Source organism: Kitasatospora sp. NPDC048545 (assembly GCF_040651155.1).
Lineage (GTDB): Bacteria > Actinomycetota > Actinomycetes > Streptomycetales > Streptomycetaceae > Kitasatospora.
On sequence record NZ_JBEZIQ010000025.1, the window covers coordinates 116462 to 139741 of the forward strand.

A 23280-nucleotide genomic window follows, 5' to 3' on the forward strand; every position below is an offset into this window, starting at 1 on the left:
GTCGTCGTCGCCGAGGCTCCGGCCGAGGAGAAGCCCGCCCCGCGCAAGCGCACCCGCAAGCCGAAGGCCGAGGCCGTCGAGGCTGTTACCGAGGTCGTCGCCGAGGCTCCGGCCGAGGAGAAGCCCGCCCCGCGCAAGCGCACCCGCAAGGCAGCGGCCACCGCCGAGACCGCCCCGGCGGCCCCGGCCGCCGAGGCCGACGTGGCCGAGGTCCCGGCCCCGCGCAAGCGCACCCGCGCCCGCAAGGCCGCCGCGCCCGTCGAGGCGACCCCGGAGAGCTGACCGCAGCGCATGCCGTCCGAGGGGGCGGGCCAGGCCACCCGGCCCGGCCCGCCCCCTCGGCGTTCCTCCCGGCCCGCCCCGCCGCCGGACGCGCCGACGACGGGGTGCGCGACCCACGGCCTAAGCTCGGGGGCGTCGGGAAGCAGTGGGTAGCCGAGCAGGGAGAACACGCCATGAGCACGCCGCCGTTTCTGAGGTTGCCCGGGTGCGCGCGGGCCGAGCGGGTGGTGACCGGGCGTGGGGAGTTCGCGGTGTTGCGGGCGGAGCCGGCGGGGCCGGTGCGGGGGTCCGCGCTGCTGGTGCCGGGCTTCACCGGCAGCAAGGAGGACTTCATCGGGCTGCTCGAACCGCTGGCCGCGGCCGGGTACCGGGTGACCGCCGTGGACCAGCGCGGGCAGCACGAGACCGGCGGGCCGGACGATCCGGCGGCGTACGCCGTCGGGGAGCTGGGCGCGGACGTACGGGCGCTCACCACGGCGCTGGCGGCGGACGGCGGGCCGCTGCACCTGGTGGGCCACTCCTTCGGCGGTCAGGTGGTGCGAGAGGCCGTGCTCGCCGCCGCGCCGGGCCCGCTGCCGTGGCGGTCGCTGACGCTGATGTCCACCGGCCCGGGCGCGATCGACCCGGCCGAGGCGGCCCGCACCAAGCTGCTGCTGGACGCACTGCAGGTGATGGGCCTGGAGGAGATCTGGCAGGTCATGCGGCAGATGGAGGCGGACAGCGGGCAGTCGCAGCCGGGCCCGGCCCCGGCCGTCGCCGAGTTCCTGCACCGCCGCTGGCTGGCCAACGTGCCGCAGGCGCTGTCCGTCACCGGTGGCCACCTGGTCGCCGCGCCGGACCGCGTGGACGAGCTGGCCGCCGCCACGGCGGGGCTGCCGGTGCTGGTGCTGTCCGGGGTACGGGACTACGCCTGGCCCGTACCGGAGCAGACCGGGATGGCCGAGCGCCTGGGTGCCCGCCGGGTCGTCGTGGCGGACGCGGGCCACTCCCCCAACGCGGAGCAGCCGGCCGCGACCGCCGAGGCGCTGGCCGCGTTCTGGGCCTGACCGGCCCCCGCCCCCCGGCCTGACCGGCTCCGTCGGACCTCCCGCCGGAAGTGGTCTCTACCACTTTCGGAACTTCGATCGGCTTCAACACAGGACAAAATTCGTTAGTTACGGTAATCTTTGATTCTGTCCGGGAATCATCGTCGGCCTCGACGCCGACGCACATCATCCGAAACCTGGACTTCACGGACGGGCAACGGCCCGGTAGCACCGCCACGACACCGTGGCTCACGAGGCACTGGACGCACCAGGCAAGCAGGGGGAGCCCTTGCCGCAGCAGACCGCCGCACGTACGACCCGCCCGGTCCGACCGATCCGCCGGACCCGCAACATCCCGAAAGGGCTGATACCCACTCAGCCGCGATCGCCCCGCCCCGCGGGGCAAGGAAAGGAGACGCCCATGACGAAGACCATGCGCTTCGAGATCGTCCGACTGGACGACGCCAACGGCTCCGCCACCGACCGCCTGATCGCCGACGCCGCCACCGTGCGCGAACACGTCCAGGCCGCCGCCCGCACCGGCGAACGCCTGCTCATCCGGCCGTGCCCGACCGTCTGACCCCGCGCGGCGCCTCCACCCCGGAGCCCTCACCCGCCGCAGACGAGCCGGGAGCGTCCGATCCGGACGTGCCGATACCCGACTGACGCCCCGTCACCGCAATCGCCGATGACGGGGCGTCAGTGCGCCCGGGGTCCGCGCCCGAAACGTTTGCCGCCGCCCCTCACGGGACATCCCCCAACGGGAACCGCCCGCGAACGCGCCCACCCAGCGCCGGCCGGGCGTCCGCGACCGACAGGTGCCGCCGAGCCCTCCGTACGGGTGATCGTCCTTGACGCGGCGGTCCGGAGGGAGGAGCGTTGTCGGCTATGAGGGGCGAGCCAAGCTGCCCGAGGTGCGCCGGTCGGGTCCGCGCCCCCGGTCTGTTCTCAGACACCTGGCAGTGCGACCGGCACGGAGCCGTCCACCCGATGCAGCCCGTGCTGCCCCCGAGTGTCGAGGCCCTGGGCGTCGCCGTCGTCCGTTCTCAGGTCCCCGTCTGGCTGCCGTGGCCGCTCCCGGTCGGCTGGCTGTACACCGGCATCGCCCACGTCGGTGACGACGTCTCCGGTGCCCGGGCCACCGCCGTCGCCTGCGCCGGCCCCGCTCCGCTCGGCGGCTTCGGCGAGCTGGTGCTGGTCGCCGAGGAACTGGGCGTCGGGCTCGGCGCCCGCTACGCCGGCCTGCCCGGGCCGGACCCGGGCGACTCCGTCGGCCTCTACAAGCCCGCCGACGCCAAGCTGATGGCGGCCGGCCGGCCCACCCCGATGTTCCACGTCCCGGACGCCCCGGCCGACCGCGCGGTGTTCGCCGGCGAGGCCCGCGGGCTCTGGCTCTGGGCGATCGCCTGGCCCGAGCAGTCCGCCCTGGTGATGTACGACGAGCTGGTGCTCACCGACCTGCGCGAGGCCGGCGCCGAACTGGACCTGCTGCCCTGCGGGGCGCTCTCCCCCCGGCTGCTCGGCTGACCCGGGCCCGGGGCCACCCGGACGGCCTATCCTGGGCGGCACCCACGAGCCTCCAGGAGTCCGCCCCGTGCGCATCGACCTGCACGCCCACAGCAACGCCTCCGACGGCACCGACAGCCCGGCCGAGCTGGTCGCGGCGGCCGTCGCCGCGGGCCTCGACGTCGTCGCGCTCACCGACCACGACACCGTGGCCGGCCACGTCGAGGCCGCCGAGGCGGTGCACGCGCTGCCCGACGGCGCCCGGCTGACCGTCGTGCCGGGCACGGAGCTGTCCTGCGTCGTGGACGGCATCAGCATGCACCTGCTGGCGTACCTGTTCGACCCGGAGGAGCCGGAGTTCGCGCGCGAGCGGGAGCTGGTGCGCACCGACCGGTTCCGGCGCGGGCGGGCGATCGTCGAGCGTTGCCGGGACCTCGGCGCGGACATCGGCTGGGAGCAGGTGCAGCGGATCGCGGGCACCGGTTCGGTGGGACGGCCGCACATCGCCAGCGCGCTGGTCGAGGCGGGCGTGGTGGCCACCGTCTCGGACGCGTTCACCCCCGAGTGGCTGGCCAACGGGGGCCGGGCGGACGTCCGCAAGCACGAGACCGACCCGGTCGAGGCGATCCGGCTGGTCCGGGCGGCCGGCGGGGTGCCGGTCTTCGCCCACCCGGGCGCGGTCAAGCGCGGCCGGACCGTCTCGGACGGGGTGATCGCCGGCCTCGCGGTGGCCGGACTGGCCGCGCTGGAGGTCGACCACACCGACCACGACGAGGAGACCAGGGCCCGGCTGCGCGGCCTGGCCGGCGAACTCGGCCTGCTGGTCACCGGATCCAGCGACTACCACGGCACCCGCAAGACCGTCCGGCTCGGCGAGCACACCACGGACCCTGCGGTGTACGAGGCGCTGCTGGCACAGGCCACCGGCGCGAAGCCGATCGAGCGCTGAGGGGTCGCGCCGCCGCGCTCCGGCTCGCGGGGCACGGCGTGAGCGTACGGCGCGGCGCGCACGCCCCGACCGACCACTGCCCCGGCGGCCCCTGACCGTCCGCCGGCGAACGCCTCGGCCGGAGTCCGGGCCGGCCGCCGGTCGGGCCGTCAGTCCAACCGGGCGCCGCGGCGGTCCGGGTCGCGCAGGTCGGTGCCCTGGTTCAGCCAGCGCTCCTGCAGGGCGGCCGCGCCGTGCACCCGCTTCCAGCCCGCCTCGTTGGGCGTCATCGGCAGCAGCGGCAGGAAGCGGACCGGGTCGGCCGGATCCGCCAGTTCCAGGTCCTCGACCAGCCCGCCCGGTTCGGCCGCCAGCACCGAGGTGAAGGGCGCGCCGTCCCACAGCGGGGCGCCGAGGTCCAGCGAGCCGCCCGGGGCCACCACCAGCCCCTCGACCTGCGGCGTCGCGGCAAAGGTGGCCAGGCTGCGCAGCACGCTGTCGCGCCCGCCGCGGACGGTCAGCACCAGTTCGACCCGCGGGCCGCGCACCTGGTCGGCGACCGGCGAGGTGGGGTCGGCCATCGGCGCGGCGGACATCCCGAGCGTCGCGTACCGCACCAGGCCCTCCGGGTCGGGGCCGAAGCGCAGCACCTCGATCCGGTCGGTGCCGAGGAAGGTGACCGCCGCGCGGCCGCCCGGTTCGCCGAAGGTGGAGATCAGCCGGGCCTCGACGGCGGCCAGCACCGCCTCCCGGGAGAGCTCCGGGGAGCTGCCGCCGTGGGGGTCGCCGAAGAGCGGGAAGTCGTGGGCCATGCCGGTGAGCGTAACCCGCGGGTCCGCGCGGCCCCCGTGCGGGCGGCGCGGAGGCCCGGCCCGTCAAGGACCCGTAAAGCCTCGGGAACCCCCCGGCGCCGATGGCCGGTCAGATGTTAGGGTGAGCGACTGGCCACCGGGATTCTTCCGTTCCGGGGCGGCGGCGCGAAGGAGGTGGTTGCGGTGGATACCGGCCGACCATGCAGTACCGGCAGCTCTGCCCGGCCCCGACTTCCCCGTATCCCGCGCCCCGCAGGCCCGATCGGCTGATTCAGCCGCAGTAGCCCCGGGCGCAGGCCCCACGGCGGACGGACCGGCCGGGAGAGCACCTTCATCCCCCCTTTCACCGGTGTTCTTCGCCGTCGTACCGCGGCCGAACGTTTCTCCATTCCGCGCCGCACCGCGACGGCTCCCCGCCCCTGGGAGCCTGCCATGTCGATGATCAACAGCCTGCGTGCCGCCGTCCGCACCAACCGCCGCCGCGGCGCGGCCGGGGTGTACGACGTCCTGTCCGAGGACGCCGCCTCGGCGATCGTGGACTGCGCGGTCTACCAGCACGGCAAGCGCAAGGGCGAGACCTGCAGCCCGCGCGAGGCCGCCCGCCGGGTCAAGGCGGAGCAGCAACTCCCCGAGGGCGAGGGCTCGTTCAGCTGGATCGGACTGCACGAACCGACCGAGGCGGAGTTCGAGGGGATCGCCCAGCGCTTCGGCCTGCACCCGCTCGCGGTCGAGGACGCCGTACACGCCCACCAGCGGCCCAAGGTCGAGCGCTACGACGACGTGCTGTTCGCCGTCTTCAAGACCATCCGTTACGTCGAGCACGACCAGCTCACGCCCACCAGCGAGGTGGTGGACACCGGCGAGCTGATGGTCTTCGCCGGGCGGGACTTCGTGATCACCGTCCGGCACGGCGGCCACGGCTCGCTGCAGGAGCTGCGCCACCGGCTGGAGGCCGACGCCGACGAGGCCGGACTGCTCGCCAAGGGCCCGGCGGCGGTGCTGCACGCGATCGCCGACCACGTCGTGGACAACTACCTGCTGGTCGCCGAACGGCTGCAGAACGACGTCGACGAAATCGAGTACGGCGTCTTCTCGGCCAAGGGCGGCCGCAGTGCCGACGTCGGCCGGGTCTACCAACTCAAGCGCGAGGTCCTGGAGTTCAAGCGGGCCGTGGTGCCGCTGCTGCGCCCGATGCAGCAGCTGTCCGAGCCGATGCAGCGTCTGGTGGACCCGGACATCCAGAAGTACTTCCGGGACGTCGCCGACCACCTGGCCCGGGTCGCCGAGCAGGTGCACGGCTTCGACGAACTGCTGAACTCGCTGCTGCAGGCGAACCTGGCGCAGGTGTCGGTGGCGCAGAACGAGGACATGCGCAAGATCACCGCCTGGGCGGCGATCTTCGCGGTCCCCACCATGATCACCGGCGTCTACGGCATGAACTTCGAGTACATGCCCGAGCTGCACCACAAGTACGGCTACCCGATGGTGCTCGGCGCGATCGCCCTGATCTGCGTCGGGATGTACCGGGGCTTCCGCCGCAACGGCTGGCTCTGACCCTCAGCGCCGCCCGCCGCGGGCGACCAGGACCAGCCCGAGCAGGATCAACACCACCGCCGGGTAGGCGGCCGCCGGAGGCCACTGGCCCAGCCAGAGGGCGGCGATCAGCGCCGCCCCCGGGGTCTCCAGCAGGATCGCTGTGGAGGTGATCGACGGGCCCAGGCTGCGCACCACGCGGTTGCTCAGCGAATGGCCGAGCAGCTGGGCGGCGACCATCAGCAGCACGATCTGCCACCACACCCCGGCCGGCCATCCGGCCAGCGGGGTCCCCGCGACCAGGCAGATCCCGAGCAGGACCACCGCCGTGGTGGCGTAGCAGACCAGGGTGTACCCGGTCGTGCTGACCGTCTTGCGGACCTCGGCGCCCAGCAGCATGTACCCGGCCGCGGCCAGTCCGGCGGCGAGGGCGAGCGCGTCGCCGAGCAGCGCGCGCGGGGAGAGCGCGAGGTCGACCCCGGTCAGCACCAGCACCCCGGCGAAGGCCACGACCGTGCCGAGCCAGACCGCCCGGGGCGCCCGGACGCCCATCAGCCGCATCAGCAGGATGGTCCACAGCGGGGTGGTGGTGACCAGGGCGGTGGCGGAGGCCACCGAGGTCATCCGCAGGCTGGGCATCCACAGCGCGAAGTGCACGGCGAGCAGCGCCCCCGCCGCGACCGCGAGCAGCAGCGCCCGCCGGCCGATCCCGCGCAGCTCGGCGCGGTGGCGCAGCAGCGCGTACGGGCCGAGGACGCCGACCGACATGACGTTGCGCCAGAAGGCGATCGCCAGCGCGGGCGCGGCGGTGGCACTGATCAGCGGACCGGACAGCGAGATGCCGCCGATCGACACGGCGAGCAGCAGCAGGTCGACGGTGGGGAGCGGACGCGTCGACCCCGGGTCGGCGATGGGTGCGGGTGCGGGGGCGGTCGCGGGCCGGGCGGCGGGCACAGCGCTCCTATGCTGGTCGCGGCGGGTGGGGCGGCTCATACGGTAAGGCCCGTGGCGCGGCAATGGAACTGTCGCCCGGAGGCTGAGACGTCCCGTGGACGGAACCGGAGGGGAAAGCCGTACGCTGTCGGCCATGGACCGTACGCCCGCCGCCCCGACCGCCGACGCCTTCCTCGACCAGGCCCTGCTGGAGGAGGCCGCGAAGAAGTCCGGCCTGCTCTGGGTGCGCGCCGACGGGCAGGAGCAGGCCCGGCCGCTGTGGCACGCCTGGCACGACGGCGCGGTCGTGGTGGTCGGCGACGGCGACGAGCAGCCGCTGCACGGCCTGGCTTCCGGCGCCGCGGCCGTGGTCACCGTCCGCAGCAAGGACAAGGGCGGCCGGCTCACCGGCTGGAGCGCCCGGGTCGTCGAACTCCCGCCGCACGGCGAGGCCTGGCTGGGCGCGGTCGAGGAACTCAAGGGCAAGCGGCTCAACGCCCCCGACACCGACGCCATCACCGAGCGCTGGGCCCGCGAGTGCCGGGTGCTGCGGCTGGAGCCGGCCGGCCCGCTCACCGAGCGCCCGGGCGCGATGCCGGACGGCTCGCACGCCGCCGAGCCGATGCCCTCCCCGGCCACCACCCGCCGCCCGGTCCCGGCCGGACTGCCCAAACTGCTGTTCAAGCGCCGCTGAGGGTTCACTCCGGGGACTCCTCCCGCCGCTACGGTGCTCATCGGGCCGGGCCCCGCGGTCACGGGTAGATTTGGCCCCGGGTGCGCCTCGGCGTACCGCGTACGGCGTCGAGCGAGTCGAGGGAGTTCATGGCAGGGCCAGGCACCCGGGTCTTCATCTCCCATCTGTCCGCCCTCGCGGTATTCGACCCCAACGGCGACCAGGTCGGCCGGGTCCGGGACGTGGTCGTCTCGCTGCGCCTCGGCGGGCGTCCCCCGCGCGTGCTCGGCCTGGTGGTCGAGGTGGTCGGCCGGCGCCGGATCTTCCTCCCCATGACCCGGGTGACCAGCCTGGAGTCCGGCCAGGTGCTCACCACCGGCGTGATCAACCTGCGCCGCTTCGAGCAGCGCCCGTCCGAGACCCTGGTGCTCGCCGAACTGCTGGACCGCACCGTCACCTGGTCCAAGACCGGTGAGGACGTCACCGTGCTGGACATCGGCATGGTGCAGAGCCGGCTGCGCGAGTGGGAGATCAGCAAGGTCTTCGTCCAGCTCGGCCGGGCCGGCCGGCTGCGCAAGGCCAAGGGCGAACGGCTCACGCTGGACTGGCAGGACGTCACCGGCTTCGCGCTGCCCGAACAGGACCAGGGCGCCGCCAACCTGCTCGCCACCTTCGAGCAGCTGCGCCCCGCCGACCTCGCCAGCGTGATGCACCACCTGTCCGCCAAGCGCCGCGCCGAGGTGGCCGCCGCCCTGGACGACGAGCGGCTCGCCGATGTCCTGGAGGAGCTGCCCGAGGACGACCAGGTCGAGATCATCGGCAAGCTTCAGGAGGAGCGCGCCGCCGACATCCTGGAGGCGATGGACCCGGACGACGCCGCCGACCTGCTCTCCGAGCTGCCCGGCGACGAGGCCGAACGGCTGCTCCAGCTGATGGAGCCGGACGAGGCCGCGCCGGTGCGCCGCCTGCTGACCTACGAGGAGGACACCGCCGGCGGTCTGATGACCACCGAGCCGATCGTCCTGGAACCGGACGCGACCGTCGCCGAGGCCCTGGCCCGGGTCCGGGTCAGCGACCACAAGCCGGCCCTCGCCGCGCAGGTCTTCGTCTGCCGGCCGCCGAACGAGACCCCGACCGGCCGCTACCTGGGCACCGTGCACTTCCAGCGGCTGCTGCGCGAGCCCCCGTACGTCCTGGTCGGCTCGCTGGTCGACGACGACCTGGACCCGCTGCCGCCGGACACCCCGCTGTCGCTGATCACCAGCTACCTGGCCGCCTACAACCTGGTCGCGGCGCCGGTCGTGGACGAGGCGGACCACCTGCTCGGCGCGGTGACCGTCGACGACGTGCTCGACCACCTGCTGCCGGACGACTGGCGCGACGCCGCACTGCACGCCGACGACGAGGCCCGGCACGACGACAGGGAAGGGGTGACCGGTGGACGGTGACCGCAACGGCCGGCCGGACGACTCCGCGCGCCGCCGCCTGCAGGGCGAGCTGCGGCAGCTGCGGCAGCTGCGCGAACTGCGCACCCGCGAGGGCAGCCGGGAACGGCGGGTGGAGACCGCCCCGATCACCGGCACCGGCCGCACCCGGCTCGACCAGCCGCGCACCGCGCGGCCCGGCCTGCTCTCCCTGCCCTCCTACGACCCGGAGGCGTTCGGCGTCCTGTCCGAACGGATCGCCCGCTTCCTCGGCACCGGGCGGTTCATCGTCTGGATGACCGTCGTGGTCGTCGTCTGGATAGCCTGGAACACCCTGCTGCCGGCGACCGTGCGCTTCGACGAGTACCCGTTCATCTTCCTGACCCTCGCGCTGTCCCTGCAGGCCTCGTACGCGGCCCCGCTGATCCTGCTGGCGCAGAACCGCCAGGACAACCGGGACCGGGTCAACATGGAGCAGGACCGGGCCCGCAGCGACCGCAACATCGCGGACACCGAGTACCTGACCCGCGAGGTCGCCGCCCTGCGGCACGGGCTCGGCGAGGTCGCCACCCGGGCCTTCATCAGCTCCGAGATGAGCGGCATCCGCTCCGAACTGCAGTCCCTGCTCAGGGAGATCGAGGAGCGCCGGGACGCCTCCGAGCCGCTGTGACCGGCGGCACGCTACCGACGGGTTAAGCGGTTCGCCCGGCGCCGTACCATCAAGGCATGGCCAACGAGACAGAGGTCGCGGCCGGCGTCACGGAGGAGTCCGTACGCCAGGCGCTGGCGACCGTCAACGACCCGGAGATCAACCGCCCGATCACCGAGATCGGCATGGTGAAATCGGTCGGGATCGCCGAGGGCGGCGCCGTGCACGTCGCGGTCTACCTGACCGTCTCCGGCTGCCCGATGCGCGACACCATCGTCACCCGGGTCCGCGAGGCGGTCGGCAAGGTCCCCGGCGTGACCGGTGTCGAGGTCGAGCTCGACGTGATGAGCGACGAGCAGCGCAAGGAACTCTCCCAGCTGCTGCGCGGCGGCGCCCCCGAGCGGGAGATCCCGTTCGCCAAGCCGGGCACGCTGACCCGCGTGTACGCCGTCGCCTCCGGCAAGGGCGGCGTCGGCAAGTCCTCGGTGACGGTCAACCTGGCGGCCGCGATGGCCGCCGACGGCCTGAAGGTCGCCGTCGTGGACGCCGACATCTACGGCCACAGCGTGCCGCGCATGCTGGGCGTCGAGGGCCGGCCGACCCAGGTCCAGGACATGATCATGCCGCCGCAGGCGAACGGCGTGAAGGTCATCTCGATCGGCATGTTCACCCCGGGCAACGCCCCGGTGGTCTGGCGCGGCCCGATGCTGCACCGCGCGCTGCAGCAGTTCCTCGCCGACGTGTACTGGGGCGATCTGGACGTGCTGCTGCTGGACCTGCCGCCCGGCACCGGCGACATCGCGATCTCGGTGGCCCAGCTGGTCCCCAACGCGGAGATCCTGATCGTCACCACCCCGCAGATGGCCGCCGCCGAGGTGGCCGAGCGGGCCGGCACCATCGCGGTGCAGACCCACCAGAAGATCGTCGGCGTGATCGAGAACATGTCCGGCATGCCGTGCCCGCACTGCGACGAGATGATCGACGTCTTCGGCACCGGCGGCGGCCAGACCGTCGCGGAGGCGCTCACCCGCACGGTCGGCGCGACCGTCCCGGTGCTCGGCTCGATCCCGATCGACGTGCGGCTGCGCGAGGGCGGCGACGACGGCCGCCCGGTCGTGCTCGCCGCGCCCGACTCCCCGGCCGGCGCCGCCCTGCGCGCGGTGGCCGGCAAGCTCGGCGGCCGCCAGCGCGGCCTGTCCGGGATGTCGCTCGGGCTGACGCCCAAGAACAAGTTCTGAGCCGTTGACGCCCGCCGCCCCTTCGCCCCGCGAGCGGGCGGACGGGCGGTGTCGGGGGCCGGGTGGTGCCGTGTGCACCCGCCCGGCCCCTTCGTCGTGCCGCGGCCCCTACGGGCGGGTGTAGGCCGCCAGGTCCGGGACCGTGGAGAAACCGACGCCGTAGGCGCTGACGCCGCGGCCGAAGGCGCCGAGCAGGACGCCGGGGGCCTCGCCGGCCAGCACCCAGCCGTACTCGGACTCGCGGTAGCGGAAGGGCTGCGGAAGGCCGTTGACCGGCAGGCTGAGGGTGGACCAGCCGGGGCCCGCCAGATCGTCGGCGAGGTCCCAGGCGAGGCTGCTCTGCTGGTCCAGCCAGTCCTGGCGCAGCGCGCGGTCCAGCTGGCCGGGCCAGGTCGCGGCGAGCAGGCCGGAACCGGCCAACCAGGCGGCCGAGGAGGCGGAGGTCGCCTCCAGCGTGCCGGTGTTGTCGGCGCTGCGGCGGCTGTCCCGGCGGGCGACGGTGACCACGGCCGCGAACTTCCGCACGTCACGCGGCTCGAACTGCTTGGCAGGCTCGTCACCGTGGCCGAGCGAGCCGTAGTCGACGCTGCCCGCGGTGCGGGTGCCGGCGCCGGCCTGCATCAGGTAACGGCGGCCGGTCCAGCCCTCGTCCAGCCCGTACCAGGGGAAGTCGGCGGACAGGTAGGGCACCAGCGGGTCCGCCGGGCCGGCCTGTCCGCCGACCACCGGGCCGCCGGCCGTGGCCGTCGCCCCTCCCGCCTGACTCGTCGCGTCCATCCCCGGGCCTCCTCAAACGCACGTTTGCCTGCCGTGGCGCGCTCCCATGGTGGCGCACCGCGGCGTTCCCGGGGGCCGTTCCTGGTCCGCGAACACGCGGAATGTGACGGACGGCTCAGCGGGAACAATCAGCACAATAGCGGCGCACGCACCACCGCCCCGCTCAGCAGGGCGGCCGGGCGGGGCGGTGGCGTGCTTCCGGGGCGTCGTGCCGGAGCGGGGATCAGGTGGCGTCGGGGTCGAACGGGGGCCGCTCGCCGGGCGCCAGCGGGGCACCGGCGGAGGCGGGCGCCGGAGCGGACTTCTCGAAGCTGACGCTGCCGCTGCGGCCGTTCACCGGCACCGCGGGCTTGTCGTCCAGGACGGACCGGATGTCCAGCGAGTCCTTCATCTCCTTGAGGCCGAGCGGGTCCTCCTCGCCGCCCATGAGCTGCTTGCGGACGAAGTTCTTGGGGTTGAGGTCCTCGAACTCGAAGTCCCTGAACTCGGGGCCGAGCTCGCTGCGGATGTCCTCCTTCGCGTTGTCGGCGAAGGAACGGATCTTCCGGATGAAGCCCATGGTGTCCTGGATCAGCTTGGGCAGCTTGTCCGGACCGAAGATGATGATCGCCATGACGACCAGGGTCAGGATCTCCAGCCCGCCTACGTCGCTGAACACCTTTGCTCCCTAGCTCGTCGGACGACGGTCCCTACAGGGTAATGGCCACCGGCGAGTCCCCGGCCCACGCTGCGATGAAGCCGTGGTAAAGACCTGCCGGTGGCCGAGCGCGTCGGGACCGGGGCGCCAGGGCCCGTCCAGGGGTGCTCTAGCGGGTCTGCTGGCGCAGGGCGGCGACGCCGCCGGGGTAACGCTCCGGGGAGGACGGCGGGGACGCCTCACGGGTCGCGGCGACCGGGCGCCCCGGGAAGTCCACCGGGACCTGGGCGGTCATCGGGACGAGACCGCCACCGCGACCGGTACCGGTGCCGCCGCCGGGCGGGCTGACGGTCGTGCCGTGGCGGTCCTCGCCCTGCGGGCTGAGCCCGCCGACACCGCCGAGCGTGACCGCGGCGACGGAGAAGGCGCCCGCGGCGGCGAACACCAGCCGGCGCCCGCGCGCGGAGGAGCGGACGGCGGCCGCGGACGGCTGCGGCCGGGCGACGTGTTCGGGCGCGACTGCTTCGGGACGGGCGGAGCGCCGGCCCATCAGCGGCCGCAGCACCGCGCCGCGCCCGAAGGCCCGCGGGTCGACCCCGGGCACCGGGGTGTCGGCACCGAGCGCGCCCGCGCCGAACGAGGCCCCCGCGCCGCGGCCGAAGGAGCCGCCGGTGAGCCGGCTGCCGCCGAGCGTGCCGGTGGCCGCGACCCCGCCGCCGGGCAGGTCGTCGTCATCGTGGCGCCCGCGCCCGGGCGGCCAGTCGCCGTCCGACGGGCCGTCCTCGGGGAGGTTGCCGACGGCCATCAGCCGGGCCATCAACGCGGAGGACGGGCCGGGCGTGCCGGTGCGGGTCAGCAGGTGCTTCACGGAGCGGCCCTCGTCGGCCTCAGCGAGGCACTGCGGACAGGTCGCCAGGTGCGCCTGGACGCGCTCGCGCGAGTCGTGGCCGAGTTCGCCGTCGAGGAAGGCGGAGAGGCGGTCGCCGAGGTGGTGCTCCTCGACCGCGGGTTCGGCCGGCCGTACGGGCAGCGCGTGCAGGGCCGTGTCGGCGGGCAGCGCCAGCGCGGGCAGCACGGGCTCTCCGGGTTCGTCGGTGCCCCGACGGCCCGGCAGGCCCCAGCTCCGCCGGTTCAGGGCCCGGCCGGACGCGTCCGACCGGTCCGAGCCGGACCGGCTGGTTCCGCTCACGATCGCCTCCGTCCGCGCCCACCGGGCGCGACCGCGGCCTCCACCGCGCCGACGCCGACCGGCACCGGCTCCTCCGAGCCGCCGCGGCGCTCACGGCCGGGGGCCGAGCCGGGGGCGCGGTGCTTGAGCGCGGCACGCAGGTGCGAGCGGCCGCGGTGGATGCGGCTGCGGACGGTGCCGAGCTTGACGCCCAGCGTGGCGGCGATCTCCTCGTACGACAGGCCCTCGATGTCGCACAGCACCACGGCCGCGCGGAACTCCGGCGCGAGGGTGTCCAGGGCCTGCTGCACGTCGGCGTCGAAGTGGGTGTCGCTGAAGTGCTGGGCCGGGCTGGGCTCACGGGAGGCGAGCCGCTCGGCCGCGTCCTCGCCGAGCGCGTCGAAGCGGATGCGCTGGCGGCGGCGGACCATGTCCAGGAAGAGGTTGGTGGTGATCCGGTGCAGCCAGCCCTCGAACGTGCCGGGGGTGTAGGTGGACAGCGAACGGAACACCCGGACGAAGACCTCCTGGGTGAGGTCCTCGGCATCGTGCTGGTTGCCCGTCAGACGGTAGGCGAGCCGGTAGACGCGGGCGCTGTGCGCCTCGACGATCTCCTCCCAGGTGGGCGGAGTCCAGGTCTGCGCGTCGGGGCCCTCGGCGAACGTGGCGAGGGCGGGGGCCTCGGTGGTACCCGCGGCCGGCGTCGCGGCGGCGGGCTGGTCCAGGTCGGAGTGCGCAGACTGGTTCATCACGGGCTTCGGCGTACGGGCTGACGTGGTGCCGCGGGAGTGCCGCCGCACGGGGACGTCGCCCTCGGCCACACCTCCTCGGTCGGCTCTTCTGCCCAGCAGGGCCACCACCATATCCACCTCACCCGTCAAGCCCGGATAAAAGTGCCCGGGAGGTCTCCCGCACCCGGTCCGTCATGACAACGGCCCGCCGCCGTACGCGGTTCCCGGTCGGCCAGTAATCTGTGGCAGGAAATATCGACATCCCCCGGCACCGGGCCGCCACCCGGGGCTCCGAAAGAGGCAGCCATCAGCGAGTTCGGGCCCGCGCGAGCGGCCCTCGCCGACACCTACGTGGGCGAGGACGCGGTGCTGACCTACGCCCGGGCGCAGTCCGCGCGAACCGGCATACGCGCGATCGGGCCGAGCGGCGGGGCCTGCCTGCGGCTGCTGGCGGCCGCGCTGGACGCCAAGGCCGTGGCCGAGATCGGCACCGGCACCGGGGTCTCCGGGGTCTACCTGCTGCGCGGGATGCGGCCGGACGGCGTCCTCACCACGGTGGACTCGGAGCCGGTGCATCAGCAGCTGGCCCGCGAGGCGTACCAGGCGGCCGGGTTCGCGGCCAACCGTTCCCGGTTCATACCGGGCCGGGCGCTGGAGGTGCTGCCCCGGCTCGCCGACGGCCAGTACGACCTGGTGTTCTGCGACGGCGACCCGGCCGAGTCCCGCGAGTACCTGCTGGAGTCGCTGCGGCTGCTGCGGCCGGGCGGGATGGTCTGCTTCGAGGGGGTCTTCCAGGAGGGCCGGCTGGCCGAACCGGAGCTGCAGGACCCGCAGACCGGCGCGGTGCGGGACCTGGTCCGCGACGTCCGGGAGAGCGAGGCCCTGCTGCCGGCCCTGCTGCCGGTCTCCGACGGGCTGCTCTGCGCCGTCAAGCGCTAGTCAGACGCCGGAACCCGTCCCCGGACCTCCCACGGGGCGGCCCCGGGACACCGGCGGGCGAGGCCGGGAGGGCCCGCGGGAAAACGCGCGGACCCGGGCCGACGTGACGTCGTACCCGGGCCCGGCAGCGCATCTCCAGGAGATGGCGAGCACCCGCTGCGGTCAGCCGCAGGCCTTCTTCAGGGCCTCGCCGAGGGCGTCGGCCTCGTCAGGCGTGAGCTCCACCACGAGGCGTCCGCCGCCTTCGAGCGGAACGCGCATGATGATGCCCCGCCCCTCTTTGGTGACTTCGAGCGGGCCGTCACCCGTCCGCGGCTTCATGGCCGCCATGCTCGTTCCCCTTCCTGCAACCGCCAGCTACGCACCGGCAGTCCGTCCACCGCCGGTATCGAACGCATTGATCGGAAGCCATTATCCCGCATGCCACGGGCTGATGACCAACATCACTCTCGGTGCAACCTCGGCCGGACCGCCCCCAACCGCCGCAATTCACGTCATAAGCCCTGGCGTGGCGACGGTGTGGACGGCACCGGAAGGTGCGATACCTCACACTCCCCAGGCCACCTCGTGCTCCGGCATCCTGGCACACGACACCGACACCACGACGATCACCCGGGGAGCCCTCGCCCATGTCCGATTCCGTGCTGTACGAGCTGGACGGCGGCCTGGCCGTCATCACCATCAACCGACCCGAGGCGATGAACGCCCTCGACGTCGCCACCAAGGTCGCGCTGCGCGACACCGTGGTCGCCGCGGCCGCGGACCCCGCGGTGCGGGCCGTGCTGCTGACCGGAGCGGGCGAACGCGCGTTCTGCGTCGGGCAGGACCTGAACGAGCACCTGGCGCAGCTGAAGCGGGCCGAGGAGACCGGGGAGGGCGCGCTGCGGACCGTCGCCGAGCACTACAACCCGCTGACCCGGGCGCTGGCCGGGATGCGCAAGCCGACCGTCGCCGCGGTCGGCGGGGTGGCGGCCGGAGCGGGCGCCTCGCTCGCCTTCGCCTGCGACTTCCGGATCGTGTCCGACCGGGCCGGCTTCAACACCGCCTTCGCCGGCATCGGCCTGACCGCCGACTCCGGCGCGTCCTGGACGCTGCCCCGGCTGGTCGGGCACGCCAAGGCGACCGAACTGCTGATGCTGCCCCGGACGGTCAAGGCCGCCGAGGCGATGGAGCTGGGCCTGGCGACCAAGGTGGTCCCCGCCGAGGAACTCGCCGCCACCGCGCGGGTCTTCGCCCGCGAGCTGGCCGAGGGCCCGACGGTCGCGTACGGCGCCATCAAGGCCTCGCTCGCCTACGGCGCCTCGCACTCGCTGGACGAACTCCTCGACAAGGAGGACGAGCTGCAGACGCTGGCCGGCGCGAGCGAGGACCACCGGATCGCGGTGCGCGCCTTCATCGCCAAGGAGAAGCCGAAGTACGTCGGCCGCTAGGGCTGACAGAGCCTGGAAGGCCTGCTCAGCCCTTCGCCCCGGTGCGGACGTGGCAGTCCGCCAGGTGGTCGTCCACCAGGCCGCAGGCCTGCATCAGGGCGTAGGCGGTGGTCGGGCCGACGAAGCGGAAGCCCGCCTTCTTCAACGCCTTCGCCAGTGCCGTCGACTCGGGCGTGACGGCCGGCACCTCGCTCATCCGGCGGGGGGCCGGCCGGCCCGGCTCCGGGGCGAACCCCCAGATCAGCGCGTCGAGGCCGCCCTCCAGGTCGCGGGCGACCCGCGCGTTGGCGACCACAGCCTCGATCTTGGCCCGGTTGCGGATGATGCCGGTGTCGGCGAGCAGCCGCTCCTTGTCGGCCTCGCCGAACTCGGCGACCTTGCCGATCTCGAAGCCCGCGAACGCGGCGCGGAAGCCCTCGCGGCGGCGCAGGATCGTCAGCCAGGACAGGCCGGACTGGAAGGCCTCAAGGCAGACCCGCTCGAACAGCGCGTCGTCGCCGTGGACCGGCCGGCCCCACTCGGTGTCGTGGTAGACCCGGTAGTCGTCGGTGGAGTCGCCCCAGGCGCAACGGCGCAGCCCGTCCTGACCGAGCACCGCGCCGTCGGCCGGGGAGGTCACTGGTCCTTCACCGGCTTCGCGTCCTCGGGCGCCCGGGCCGGCGTCTCGGCCGGCGGCTCGGCCGACGACTTGGTGAGGGCGACGGCCGGCTCGACGACCCGGGCGAACTGCTCCAGGCCGGGCAGCGGTTCGGCCGCCGGGTCGGGGGCGCTGGTCGCCTCGACCGCGCCGCGCAGGTGGGCGGCGGCCTCCAGCTCGGCGATCCGCGCGTCGCGGTAGGCGAGTTCGGCGCCGAGGCGGTCCAGGACGTCGTCCACCTCGTCCATCCGGTAGCCGCGCAGCGCCATCGGCAGGCGCAGTTCGTCCACGTCGGCCTTGCCCAGCGGCCGGTCCTGCGGGAGCCGTGCGGAGATGCGGTCCGGTACCGCCTCCGGCATCGAGCCGCCCCCGCCGAGCGCCACCAGGGCGGCGCCGCCGACCACCACGGCCATGGCGACCACGATCACCCAGAACACGAGCTGTCCTCCCGAACTCCCGGTCGGCCTTCGTCGAGGTTCCAGGGAACCAGACTGATCATGACAGCATGGTCCCTCAGTGAGGCCGGGGGCCATCATCGCACCCGCAGGAGCTCTGGAGGAGACATCGGTGGCACTGCGCCTGGGACCGCGAGAATTCGGTGACGACGAACTGGTGATCATGGCGATCGTCAACCGGACGCCGGACTCGTTCTTCGACAAGGGCGCCACCTTCGCCGACCCGGCCGCGTTCGCCGCCGCCGACCGCGCGGTGGCCGAGGGCGCCGCGATCCTGGACATCGGCGGGGTCAAGGCCGGACCGGGCGACGAGGTCACGGTCGAGGAGGAGCTGCGGCGCACCGTGCCCTTCGTGGCCGAGCTGCGCAAGCGCCACCCCGACGTGGTGATCAGCGTGGACACCTGGCGGCACGAGGTCGGCGAGGCGGTCTGCGAGGTCGGCGCGGACCTGCTGAACGACGCCTGGGGCGGGGTGGACCCCAAGCTCGCCGAGGTGGCCGCCCGCCACGACGTCGGGCTGGTCTGCACCCACGCGGGCGGCGCCGAGCCGCGCACCCGCCCGCACCGGGCCGGGTACGAGGACGTGATGGCGGACATCCTGCGGGTGACCGTGGGGCTGGCCGAGCGCGCAGTGGAACTGGGCGTGCGGCGGGACGCGGTGATCATCGACCCGGGGCACGACTTCGGCAAGAACACCCGGCACTCGCTGGAGGCCACCCGGCGGCTGCCGGAGATGACCGCGACCGGCTTCCCGGTGCTGGTCTCGCTCTCCAACAAGGACTTCGTCGGCGAGACCCTGGACAAGCCGGTGGACGAGCGGCTGCTCGGCACCCTGGCGACCACGGCGGTCTCGGCCTGGCTGGGCGCGCGGGTCTACCGGGTGCACCAGGTCGCGGAGACCCGCCAGGTGCTGGACATGGTCGCCTCGATCCGGGGCACCCGCCCCCCGGCGGTCGCCCGCCGGGGGCTGGCCTAGGCCCCGGCCCGTACCGGTGCCGGTGCCGGTGCCGGTGCCGGTGCCGGTGCCGGGCGGCCCGTGCTAGATCTCGTTCGCCGGCCGGCGGGCGTCGGCGAGGATCTTCATGACCTCGTCGACCTCGTCGGTGATGTGGAACAGCTCCAGGTCGTGCGGGGCCGCCTTGCCCTGCGCGACGAGGGTGTTCTTCAGCCACTCGAAGAGGCCGCCCCAGTACGCGGTGCCGTAGAGGATCACCGGGAAGCGGGTGACCTTCTTCGTCTGCACCAGGGTGAGCGCCTCGAACAGCTCGTCCAGGGTGCCGAGGCCGCCGGGCAGGACGACGAAGCCCTGCGCGTACTTCACGAACATCGTCTTGCGGACGAAGAAGTAACGGAAGTTCAGCCCGAGGTCGACGTACTCGTTGAGGCCCTGCTCGAAGGGGAGCTCGATGCCGAGGCCGACGCTGAGGCCGCCCGCTTCGGAGGCGCCGCGGTTGGCGGCTTCCATCGCACCGGGGCCGCCGCCGGTGATCACCGCGTAACCGGCCTCCGCGAGGGCCCGGCCGATGACCATGCCGGCCTCGTACTCGGGTGAGTCGGCCGGGGTCCGGGCGGAGCCGAAGACGCTGATCGCGGGCGGGAGTTCGGCGAGGGCGCCGAAGCCCTCGACGAACTCGGAGGTGATCCGCAGCACCCGCCACGGGTCGGTGTGCAGCCAGTCGGTGGGGCCGGTGGTGTCCAGCAGGCGCTGGTCCGTGGTGCTCGTGCCGACCTGGTCCCGGCGCACCAGCACCGGGCCCTTCTGCTTCTCGGGCCAGGCCTTCTTCTTCTTCGGCACGCCGACCTGCTCGGGTCCGTGCCCGTACTGCTTCTCGTCTCCTGTGCCTGTCATGACGAAACCCTACGCCCGCCTTCCCCCGTTTTCAGGCAACGGGGGAAGGTCGGTTGGGCAACCGGAAGATGGCGTTCGACCGTTGATCGGATCAGCTGTCCCGGGGGCTGGGGGCTCAGTCGGTCAGCCAGGCGCGCAGCCGCTCCTCGGTCTCGGCGATGGCGCTCAGCGAGCAGTGCTCCTCCCGCTTGTGCGCGAGGTTCGGGTCGCCGGGGCCGTAGTTGACCGCCGGGACGCCCAGCGCGCTGAAGCGCGCGACGTCCGTCCAGCCGAACTTGGCCCGGGCCTGGCCGCCGGTGGCCGCCAGGAAGGCCTGCGCGGCCGGCTGGGAGAGCCCGGGGAGGGCGCCCGGGGCGAAGTCCGTGACGGTCAGCTCGAAGCCGTCGAAGACCTCCCGCACGTGCTTCTCCGCGTCCGCCTCGCTGCGGTCCGGCGCGTAGCGGAAGTTGACCGTGACGACGCACTCGTCCGGGATGACGTTGCCGGCCACGCCGCCGTCGATCCGAACCGCGTTCAGGCCCTCGCGGTACTCCAGTCCGTCGATCTCCACCCGGCGCGGCCGGTAGTCCGCGAGCCGGGTGAGCACCTCGGCGGCCCGGTGGATGGCGTTGTCGCCGAGCCAGCTACGGGCCGCGTGGGCGCGCACGCCGGTGAGCCGGACCTGCGCCCGCAGGGTGCCCTGGCAACCGCCCTCGACCATGGCGCCGCTGGGCTCCATCAGCACCGCGAAGTCGGCGGCCAGCCACTCCGGGCGGTCCTTGGCGAGGTGGCCGAGGCCGTTGCGGTGGGCCTCCACCTCCTCGCAGTCGTAGAACACGAAGGTAAGGTCGCGGTTGGGCTCGGGCAGGGTGGCCGCGAGCCGCAGCTGGACGGCCACGCCGGACTTCATGTCCGAGGTGCCGCAGCCGTAGAGCAGGTCGCCCTCGACGTAGGAGGGCAGGTTGTCGGCGATCGGCACCGTGTCGAGGTGGCCGGCCAGCAGGACCCGCTCGGCGCGGCCCAGGTTCGTCCGGGCGACCACGTTGTTGCCGTACCGGTCCACGGTGAGGTGCGGGCAGCCGCGCAGGGCGGCCTCCACCGCGTCGGCGAGCGCCTGCTCGTCGCCGCTCACCGAGGGGAAGTCGACGAGCCGGGCGGTCAGCGCGCCGCCGTCGAGAGTGAGGTCCAGGGGCGTCGGGTCGAGGCTGCTCATGGCGCCAGCCTAGTCCGCGGGCCGGGTGCCCTCCGTGGTCGCCCTGTGACACGGATCGGCTTCGGTTCGGCAACCGGGGGGCGCCGCACATCCGTCCGAGTGGGTACGGTGTCGGATCAAGGACCAGGTGCGAGAGGGGCGACGGTGGCCAGGAGAAGGAGCAGCGCGGAGCCGGGCGACGAGGCGGCGCCCGCCCGCCGCCGCGGGCCGTTGCGCGCGCTGCTGATGGTGATCGTCGGGTTGCTCGGCCTCGCGCTGGTCGCGGGCCTTGCCGTGGTCGGCATCTGGTGGTTCGGCTTCAAGCAGGGCGAGTCCGAGGGCTGCACGGTGAAGACCGCGGCCGGCAACGGCACCCTGGAGCTGCCGCAGGCCGCGAACGCCGCGACGATCGCCGCGGTGGCGCGTTCGCGCGGGCTGCCGGACCGGGCCACCGCGATCTCGCTGGCGACCGCCATGCAGGAGTCCAAGCTGCGCAACCTCGCGGGCGGCGACCGGGACTCGATCGGCCTGTTCCAGCAGCGGCCCTCGATGGGCTGGGGCACCCCGGACCAGATCGCGGACCCGGTGTACGCGACCAACAAGTTCCTGGACGGCCTGGTCAAGGTCCCGGGCTACACCCGGCTGCCGCTGACCGACGCCGCACAGGCGGTGCAGAAGAGCGGCTACCCGCAGGCGTACGCCAAGCACGAGACCAAGGCGACCCTGCTCACCTCGGCGCTGGCCGGCCGGGAGCCCGCCTCGTTCTCCTGCATCGTGCACGACTACGCCAAGCCGGACCCGCAGGACTCCTCCTCACCCACCGCAGGTGCCACCGCCACGGCCACCCCGGCCGCGGCGCCGGACCGCGCCCAGGTGCTGTCCGACCGGGTGCGCCGGGAGTTCGGCCGCACGGTCACCCCGGCCACCGGCTACGCCTCGACCATCAAGGGTGCCGAGAACGCGGTGTCGCTGACCCCGGACCCGGCCACCGCCGCGCTGACGTCCTCCGCGGACGGCACGGCCGACGGCGGGGTGAGCGCGGAGCGCGCCAGCGGCTGGGAGGTGGCCCACTGGGCGGTCGCCCAGGCCCAGCAGCTGGGCATCGCGACGGTCGCCTACGACGGGAAGATCTGGCGCAAGACCACGTCGGACGACGGCTGGCAGCCGCAGACCTCGGGCACCTCGACCAAGCTCGTCCAGGTCACCCTGGCACCGGCCGGCAAGGGCTGACGAACAGGCGTACGGGTTGCCGCCGGACGGGTGATTCCGGTCAACCCCGGTGGACCCGGGCCCCGTTCCGTCACCCCCGGACGGAGAACCGTCACTTCCCTTGGCCCGGGCCGGTTCGGCAACGCCCGGCGGGGCCCGGCGGGCGCCGCCGCTGCGGTCCTACGATCCGATGGTCGGTCAGACACTTTCCTTGCACGGGCCGAAACCTTCTGGCTTCTCAAGCGGTAACCACGTCGTCCGCCCGGTCGTTCACGCTCGGTCCCACGGGCGGACGGGACGGAACCAGACCCCTTCGAGGAGCCCCATGTCTCACCCCCTCACGCGCCGGATCGCTCAGGCCGCGCTCGTCGTGGCCGCCGGAGCGACCCCGCTGGTCGCGGCCGGCTCCGCGTCCGCCCTGGGCGGGGACGCCCTGCTGCCCAAGAGCGACCTCGCGGCGCCGCTGGGCCAGCTGACCAACACCGACACCGGCTCCACCCTGCAGCACACCACCCACCAGCTGGGCCAGGCCGCCGGCACCACCGGCGCGGCCACCGTCGCCGCGGGCGTGCCGGCCTCCGCCGACGCCGCCGGCAACATCGTCGCCCACCAGCTCCCCGAGGCGAACGAGAAGGCCGGCTCGCTGACCGCGCCGGTCGACCAGACCGCCGCCACCACCGGACAGCTCTCCGCCGTCACCCCGAAGGTCGCCTCGGCGCTGGCCGGCAAGCTCGGCGAGGCCGTCACCGGCAAGGGCGCGGCCACCCGCAGCGCCGACGCCGGCGCCGGCCCGGTCGGCGGGCTCGCCCAGGCGGGCTCCCTCGCCCACGCCCTGCCGGGTGCCGGTCAGCTCTCCGGTGCCGTCCCCGGCACCAACACCGTGACCGACGCGCTGCCGCTGGGCTCCGTGGAGCGCGCGCTGCCGCTCGACTCGGTCCAGCACGCCGTGCCCGGCGGCCTGCCCGGCGCCGACGTGCTCGGCCTGGCCGAGCACGGTTCGGCCAACCGCCTCGGCGGCGCCGACCTCGGGCCGAACAACCCGCTGTCCGGCCTCACCGGCGCGCTCGGCCCGATCGGCGGCCTGCTGGGCGGCGTGAACGGCGGCAGCATCAGCGGCCTGCCGCTGTAGTCCGCTTGCAGTGATCCGCACGTCCACGTGCCGAAGGGCCGGTGCTCCTCCTGGAACCCTGGGTTCCACCGCACTGGGCATCCTCGCCGTGGCGGCCAGTGCCCTGCTCGTCTTCGCCCTGTGCACCTCCGCGTCGCGCGGCGAG

25 protein-coding genes and 1 pseudogene are annotated in these 23280 nt (G+C 74.0%); 15 read left to right on the forward strand and 11 right to left on the reverse strand.

The genetic code is table 11. The features are described from left to right. The 5 genes and pseudogenes from AB0D10_RS23615 to AB0D10_RS23635 all read left to right on the forward strand — a co-directional run. Positions 1 to 282, forward strand: a pseudogene (locus tag AB0D10_RS23615) (ATP-dependent helicase); the annotation flags it as partial. Between the two features lie 173 nt (positions 283 to 455). After that, the gene (locus tag AB0D10_RS23620) at positions 456 to 1328 is read left to right on the forward strand and encodes an alpha/beta fold hydrolase (RefSeq protein ID WP_360259586.1); all 873 of its coding nucleotides are present in this window, start codon (positions 456 to 458) and stop codon (positions 1326 to 1328) included. Positions 1329 to 1728: 400 nt separating this feature from the next. After that, entirely contained in the window at positions 1729 to 1887 is a 159-nt protein-coding gene (locus AB0D10_RS23625) for a hypothetical protein (protein ID WP_157849739.1), read from the forward strand. Positions 1888 to 2195: 308 nt separating this feature from the next. Beyond that, positions 2196 to 2834: a DUF6758 family protein gene (locus AB0D10_RS23630; RefSeq protein WP_360259589.1), complete on the forward strand. Its 639-nt coding sequence runs from the start codon at positions 2196 to 2198 to the stop codon at positions 2832 to 2834. Positions 2835 to 2901: 67 nt separating this feature from the next. Further along, positions 2902 to 3762, forward strand: coding sequence for a PHP domain-containing protein (locus tag AB0D10_RS23635; protein WP_360259592.1), 861 nt, complete (start codon positions 2902 to 2904; stop codon positions 3760 to 3762). A 149-nt stretch (positions 3763 to 3911) separates the two neighbouring features. On the opposite strand, the gene AB0D10_RS23640 is transcribed toward AB0D10_RS23635, so the two are convergent. Then, positions 3912 to 4553, reverse strand: a complete 642-nt coding sequence (locus AB0D10_RS23640; protein ID WP_360259594.1) for a suppressor of fused domain protein — start codon at positions 4551 to 4553, stop codon at positions 3912 to 3914. A 432-nt stretch (positions 4554 to 4985) separates the two neighbouring features. Between AB0D10_RS23640 and corA the strand changes: the two genes are divergently transcribed. Further along, positions 4986 to 6107 (forward strand): magnesium/cobalt transporter CorA, encoded by a 1122-nt coding sequence (gene corA, locus AB0D10_RS23645; RefSeq protein WP_360259596.1) that lies wholly within the window; start codon positions 4986 to 4988, stop codon positions 6105 to 6107. A 3-nt stretch (positions 6108 to 6110) separates the two neighbouring features. On the opposite strand, the gene AB0D10_RS23650 is transcribed toward corA, so the two are convergent. Further along, positions 6111 to 6998: a DMT family transporter gene (locus tag AB0D10_RS23650; RefSeq protein WP_360259651.1), complete on the reverse strand. Its 888-nt coding sequence runs from the start codon at positions 6996 to 6998 to the stop codon at positions 6111 to 6113. Positions 6999 to 7173: 175 nt separating this feature from the next. Between AB0D10_RS23650 and AB0D10_RS23655 the strand changes: the two genes are divergently transcribed. From AB0D10_RS23655 to AB0D10_RS23670, 4 genes are all read left to right on the forward strand, one after another. Then, positions 7174 to 7713, forward strand: a complete 540-nt coding sequence (locus tag AB0D10_RS23655) for a hypothetical protein (RefSeq protein WP_360259599.1) — start codon at positions 7174 to 7176, stop codon at positions 7711 to 7713. A gap of 128 nt (positions 7714 to 7841) precedes the next feature. Then, entirely contained in the window at positions 7842 to 9140 is a 1299-nt protein-coding gene (locus tag AB0D10_RS23660; RefSeq protein WP_360259602.1) for a CBS domain-containing protein, read from the forward strand. Positions 9141 to 9249: 109 nt separating this feature from the next. After that, entirely contained in the window at positions 9250 to 9786 is a 537-nt protein-coding gene (locus AB0D10_RS23665; protein ID WP_360259653.1) for a DUF1003 domain-containing protein, read from the forward strand. Positions 9787 to 9842: 56 nt separating this feature from the next. Further along, positions 9843 to 11003: an Mrp/NBP35 family ATP-binding protein gene (locus tag AB0D10_RS23670; protein WP_360259604.1), complete on the forward strand. Its 1161-nt coding sequence runs from the start codon at positions 9843 to 9845 to the stop codon at positions 11001 to 11003. A 108-nt stretch (positions 11004 to 11111) separates the two neighbouring features. Here the strand turns inward: AB0D10_RS23670 and AB0D10_RS23675 are convergent, their stop codons facing one another. The 4 genes from AB0D10_RS23675 to sigE all read right to left on the reverse strand — a co-directional run bounded on the left by AB0D10_RS23675 (position 11112) and on the right by sigE (position 14448). After that, on the reverse strand, positions 11112 to 11780 hold the full coding sequence (locus tag AB0D10_RS23675) for a hypothetical protein (RefSeq protein ID WP_360259607.1): 669 nt from the start codon (positions 11778 to 11780) through the stop codon (positions 11112 to 11114). Positions 11781 to 12003: 223 nt separating this feature from the next. After that, positions 12004 to 12438 (reverse strand): sec-independent translocase, encoded by a 435-nt coding sequence (locus tag AB0D10_RS23680; RefSeq protein WP_360259609.1) that lies wholly within the window; start codon positions 12436 to 12438, stop codon positions 12004 to 12006. 148 nt (positions 12439 to 12586) lie between these two features. Continuing rightward, entirely contained in the window at positions 12587 to 13606 is a 1020-nt protein-coding gene (locus tag AB0D10_RS23685) for a zf-HC2 domain-containing protein (protein WP_360259611.1), read from the reverse strand. Beyond that, positions 13603 to 14448 carry an RNA polymerase sigma factor SigE gene (gene sigE, locus AB0D10_RS23690; protein ID WP_360259656.1) on the reverse strand — a complete coding sequence of 282 codons (846 nt, stop codon included), beginning with the start codon at positions 14446 to 14448 and terminating at the stop codon, positions 13603 to 13605. Before sigE ends, AB0D10_RS23685 begins: the two co-directional genes overlap by 4 nt. Positions 14449 to 14622: 174 nt before the next feature. On the opposite strand from sigE, the gene AB0D10_RS23695 reads away from it, so the two are divergent. Beyond that, positions 14623 to 15255, forward strand: a complete 633-nt coding sequence (locus tag AB0D10_RS23695) for an O-methyltransferase (RefSeq protein WP_360259658.1) — start codon at positions 14623 to 14625, stop codon at positions 15253 to 15255. 162 nt (positions 15256 to 15417) lie between these two features. Here AB0D10_RS23695 and AB0D10_RS23700 read toward each other — a convergent pair whose 3' ends face one another. Continuing rightward, entirely contained in the window at positions 15418 to 15585 is a 168-nt protein-coding gene (locus AB0D10_RS23700; RefSeq protein WP_014137929.1) for a DUF3117 domain-containing protein, read from the reverse strand. Positions 15586 to 15884: 299 nt separating this feature from the next. On the opposite strand from AB0D10_RS23700, the gene AB0D10_RS23705 reads away from it, so the two are divergent. Next, positions 15885 to 16685: an enoyl-CoA hydratase-related protein gene (locus AB0D10_RS23705; protein WP_360259613.1), complete on the forward strand. Its 801-nt coding sequence runs from the start codon at positions 15885 to 15887 to the stop codon at positions 16683 to 16685. Between the two features lie 25 nt (positions 16686 to 16710). On the opposite strand, the gene AB0D10_RS23710 is transcribed toward AB0D10_RS23705, so the two are convergent. Together AB0D10_RS23710 and AB0D10_RS23715 are read right to left on the reverse strand one after the other, a co-directional pair. Next, the gene (locus AB0D10_RS23710; RefSeq protein WP_360259616.1) at positions 16711 to 17304 is read right to left on the reverse strand and encodes a DNA-3-methyladenine glycosylase I; all 594 of its coding nucleotides are present in this window, start codon (positions 17302 to 17304) and stop codon (positions 16711 to 16713) included. Next, complete coding sequence (locus AB0D10_RS23715; RefSeq protein ID WP_360259619.1) at positions 17301 to 17759, reverse strand: DivIVA domain-containing protein; 459 nt, start codon at positions 17757 to 17759, stop codon at positions 17301 to 17303. Before AB0D10_RS23715 ends, AB0D10_RS23710 begins: the two co-directional genes overlap by 4 nt. Before the next feature lie 181 nt (positions 17760 to 17940). Here AB0D10_RS23715 and folP point away from each other — a divergent pair, with 181 nt between their 5' ends. Then, complete coding sequence (gene folP / locus AB0D10_RS23720) at positions 17941 to 18753, forward strand: dihydropteroate synthase (RefSeq protein WP_360259660.1); 813 nt, start codon at positions 17941 to 17943, stop codon at positions 18751 to 18753. Positions 18754 to 18816: 63 nt separating this feature from the next. Here folP and AB0D10_RS23725 read toward each other — a convergent pair whose 3' ends face one another. Together AB0D10_RS23725 and dapE are read right to left on the reverse strand one after the other, a co-directional pair. Then, positions 18817 to 19626 (reverse strand): TIGR00730 family Rossman fold protein, encoded by an 810-nt coding sequence (locus AB0D10_RS23725; protein ID WP_360259622.1) that lies wholly within the window; start codon positions 19624 to 19626, stop codon positions 18817 to 18819. Positions 19627 to 19741: 115 nt separating this feature from the next. Further along, positions 19742 to 20818: a succinyl-diaminopimelate desuccinylase gene (dapE, locus tag AB0D10_RS23730; protein ID WP_360259624.1), complete on the reverse strand. Its 1077-nt coding sequence runs from the start codon at positions 20816 to 20818 to the stop codon at positions 19742 to 19744. 144 nt (positions 20819 to 20962) lie between these two features. Between dapE and AB0D10_RS23735 the strand changes: the two genes are divergently transcribed. Both AB0D10_RS23735 and AB0D10_RS23740 read left to right on the forward strand, forming a co-directional pair. Continuing rightward, positions 20963 to 22027: a hypothetical protein gene (locus AB0D10_RS23735; RefSeq protein ID WP_360259626.1), complete on the forward strand. Its 1065-nt coding sequence runs from the start codon at positions 20963 to 20965 to the stop codon at positions 22025 to 22027. 304 nt (positions 22028 to 22331) lie between these two features. After that, positions 22332 to 23135: a hypothetical protein gene (locus AB0D10_RS23740; RefSeq protein WP_360259662.1), complete on the forward strand. Its 804-nt coding sequence runs from the start codon at positions 22332 to 22334 to the stop codon at positions 23133 to 23135. The last annotated feature ends 145 nt before the right edge of the window (positions 23136 to 23280 follow it).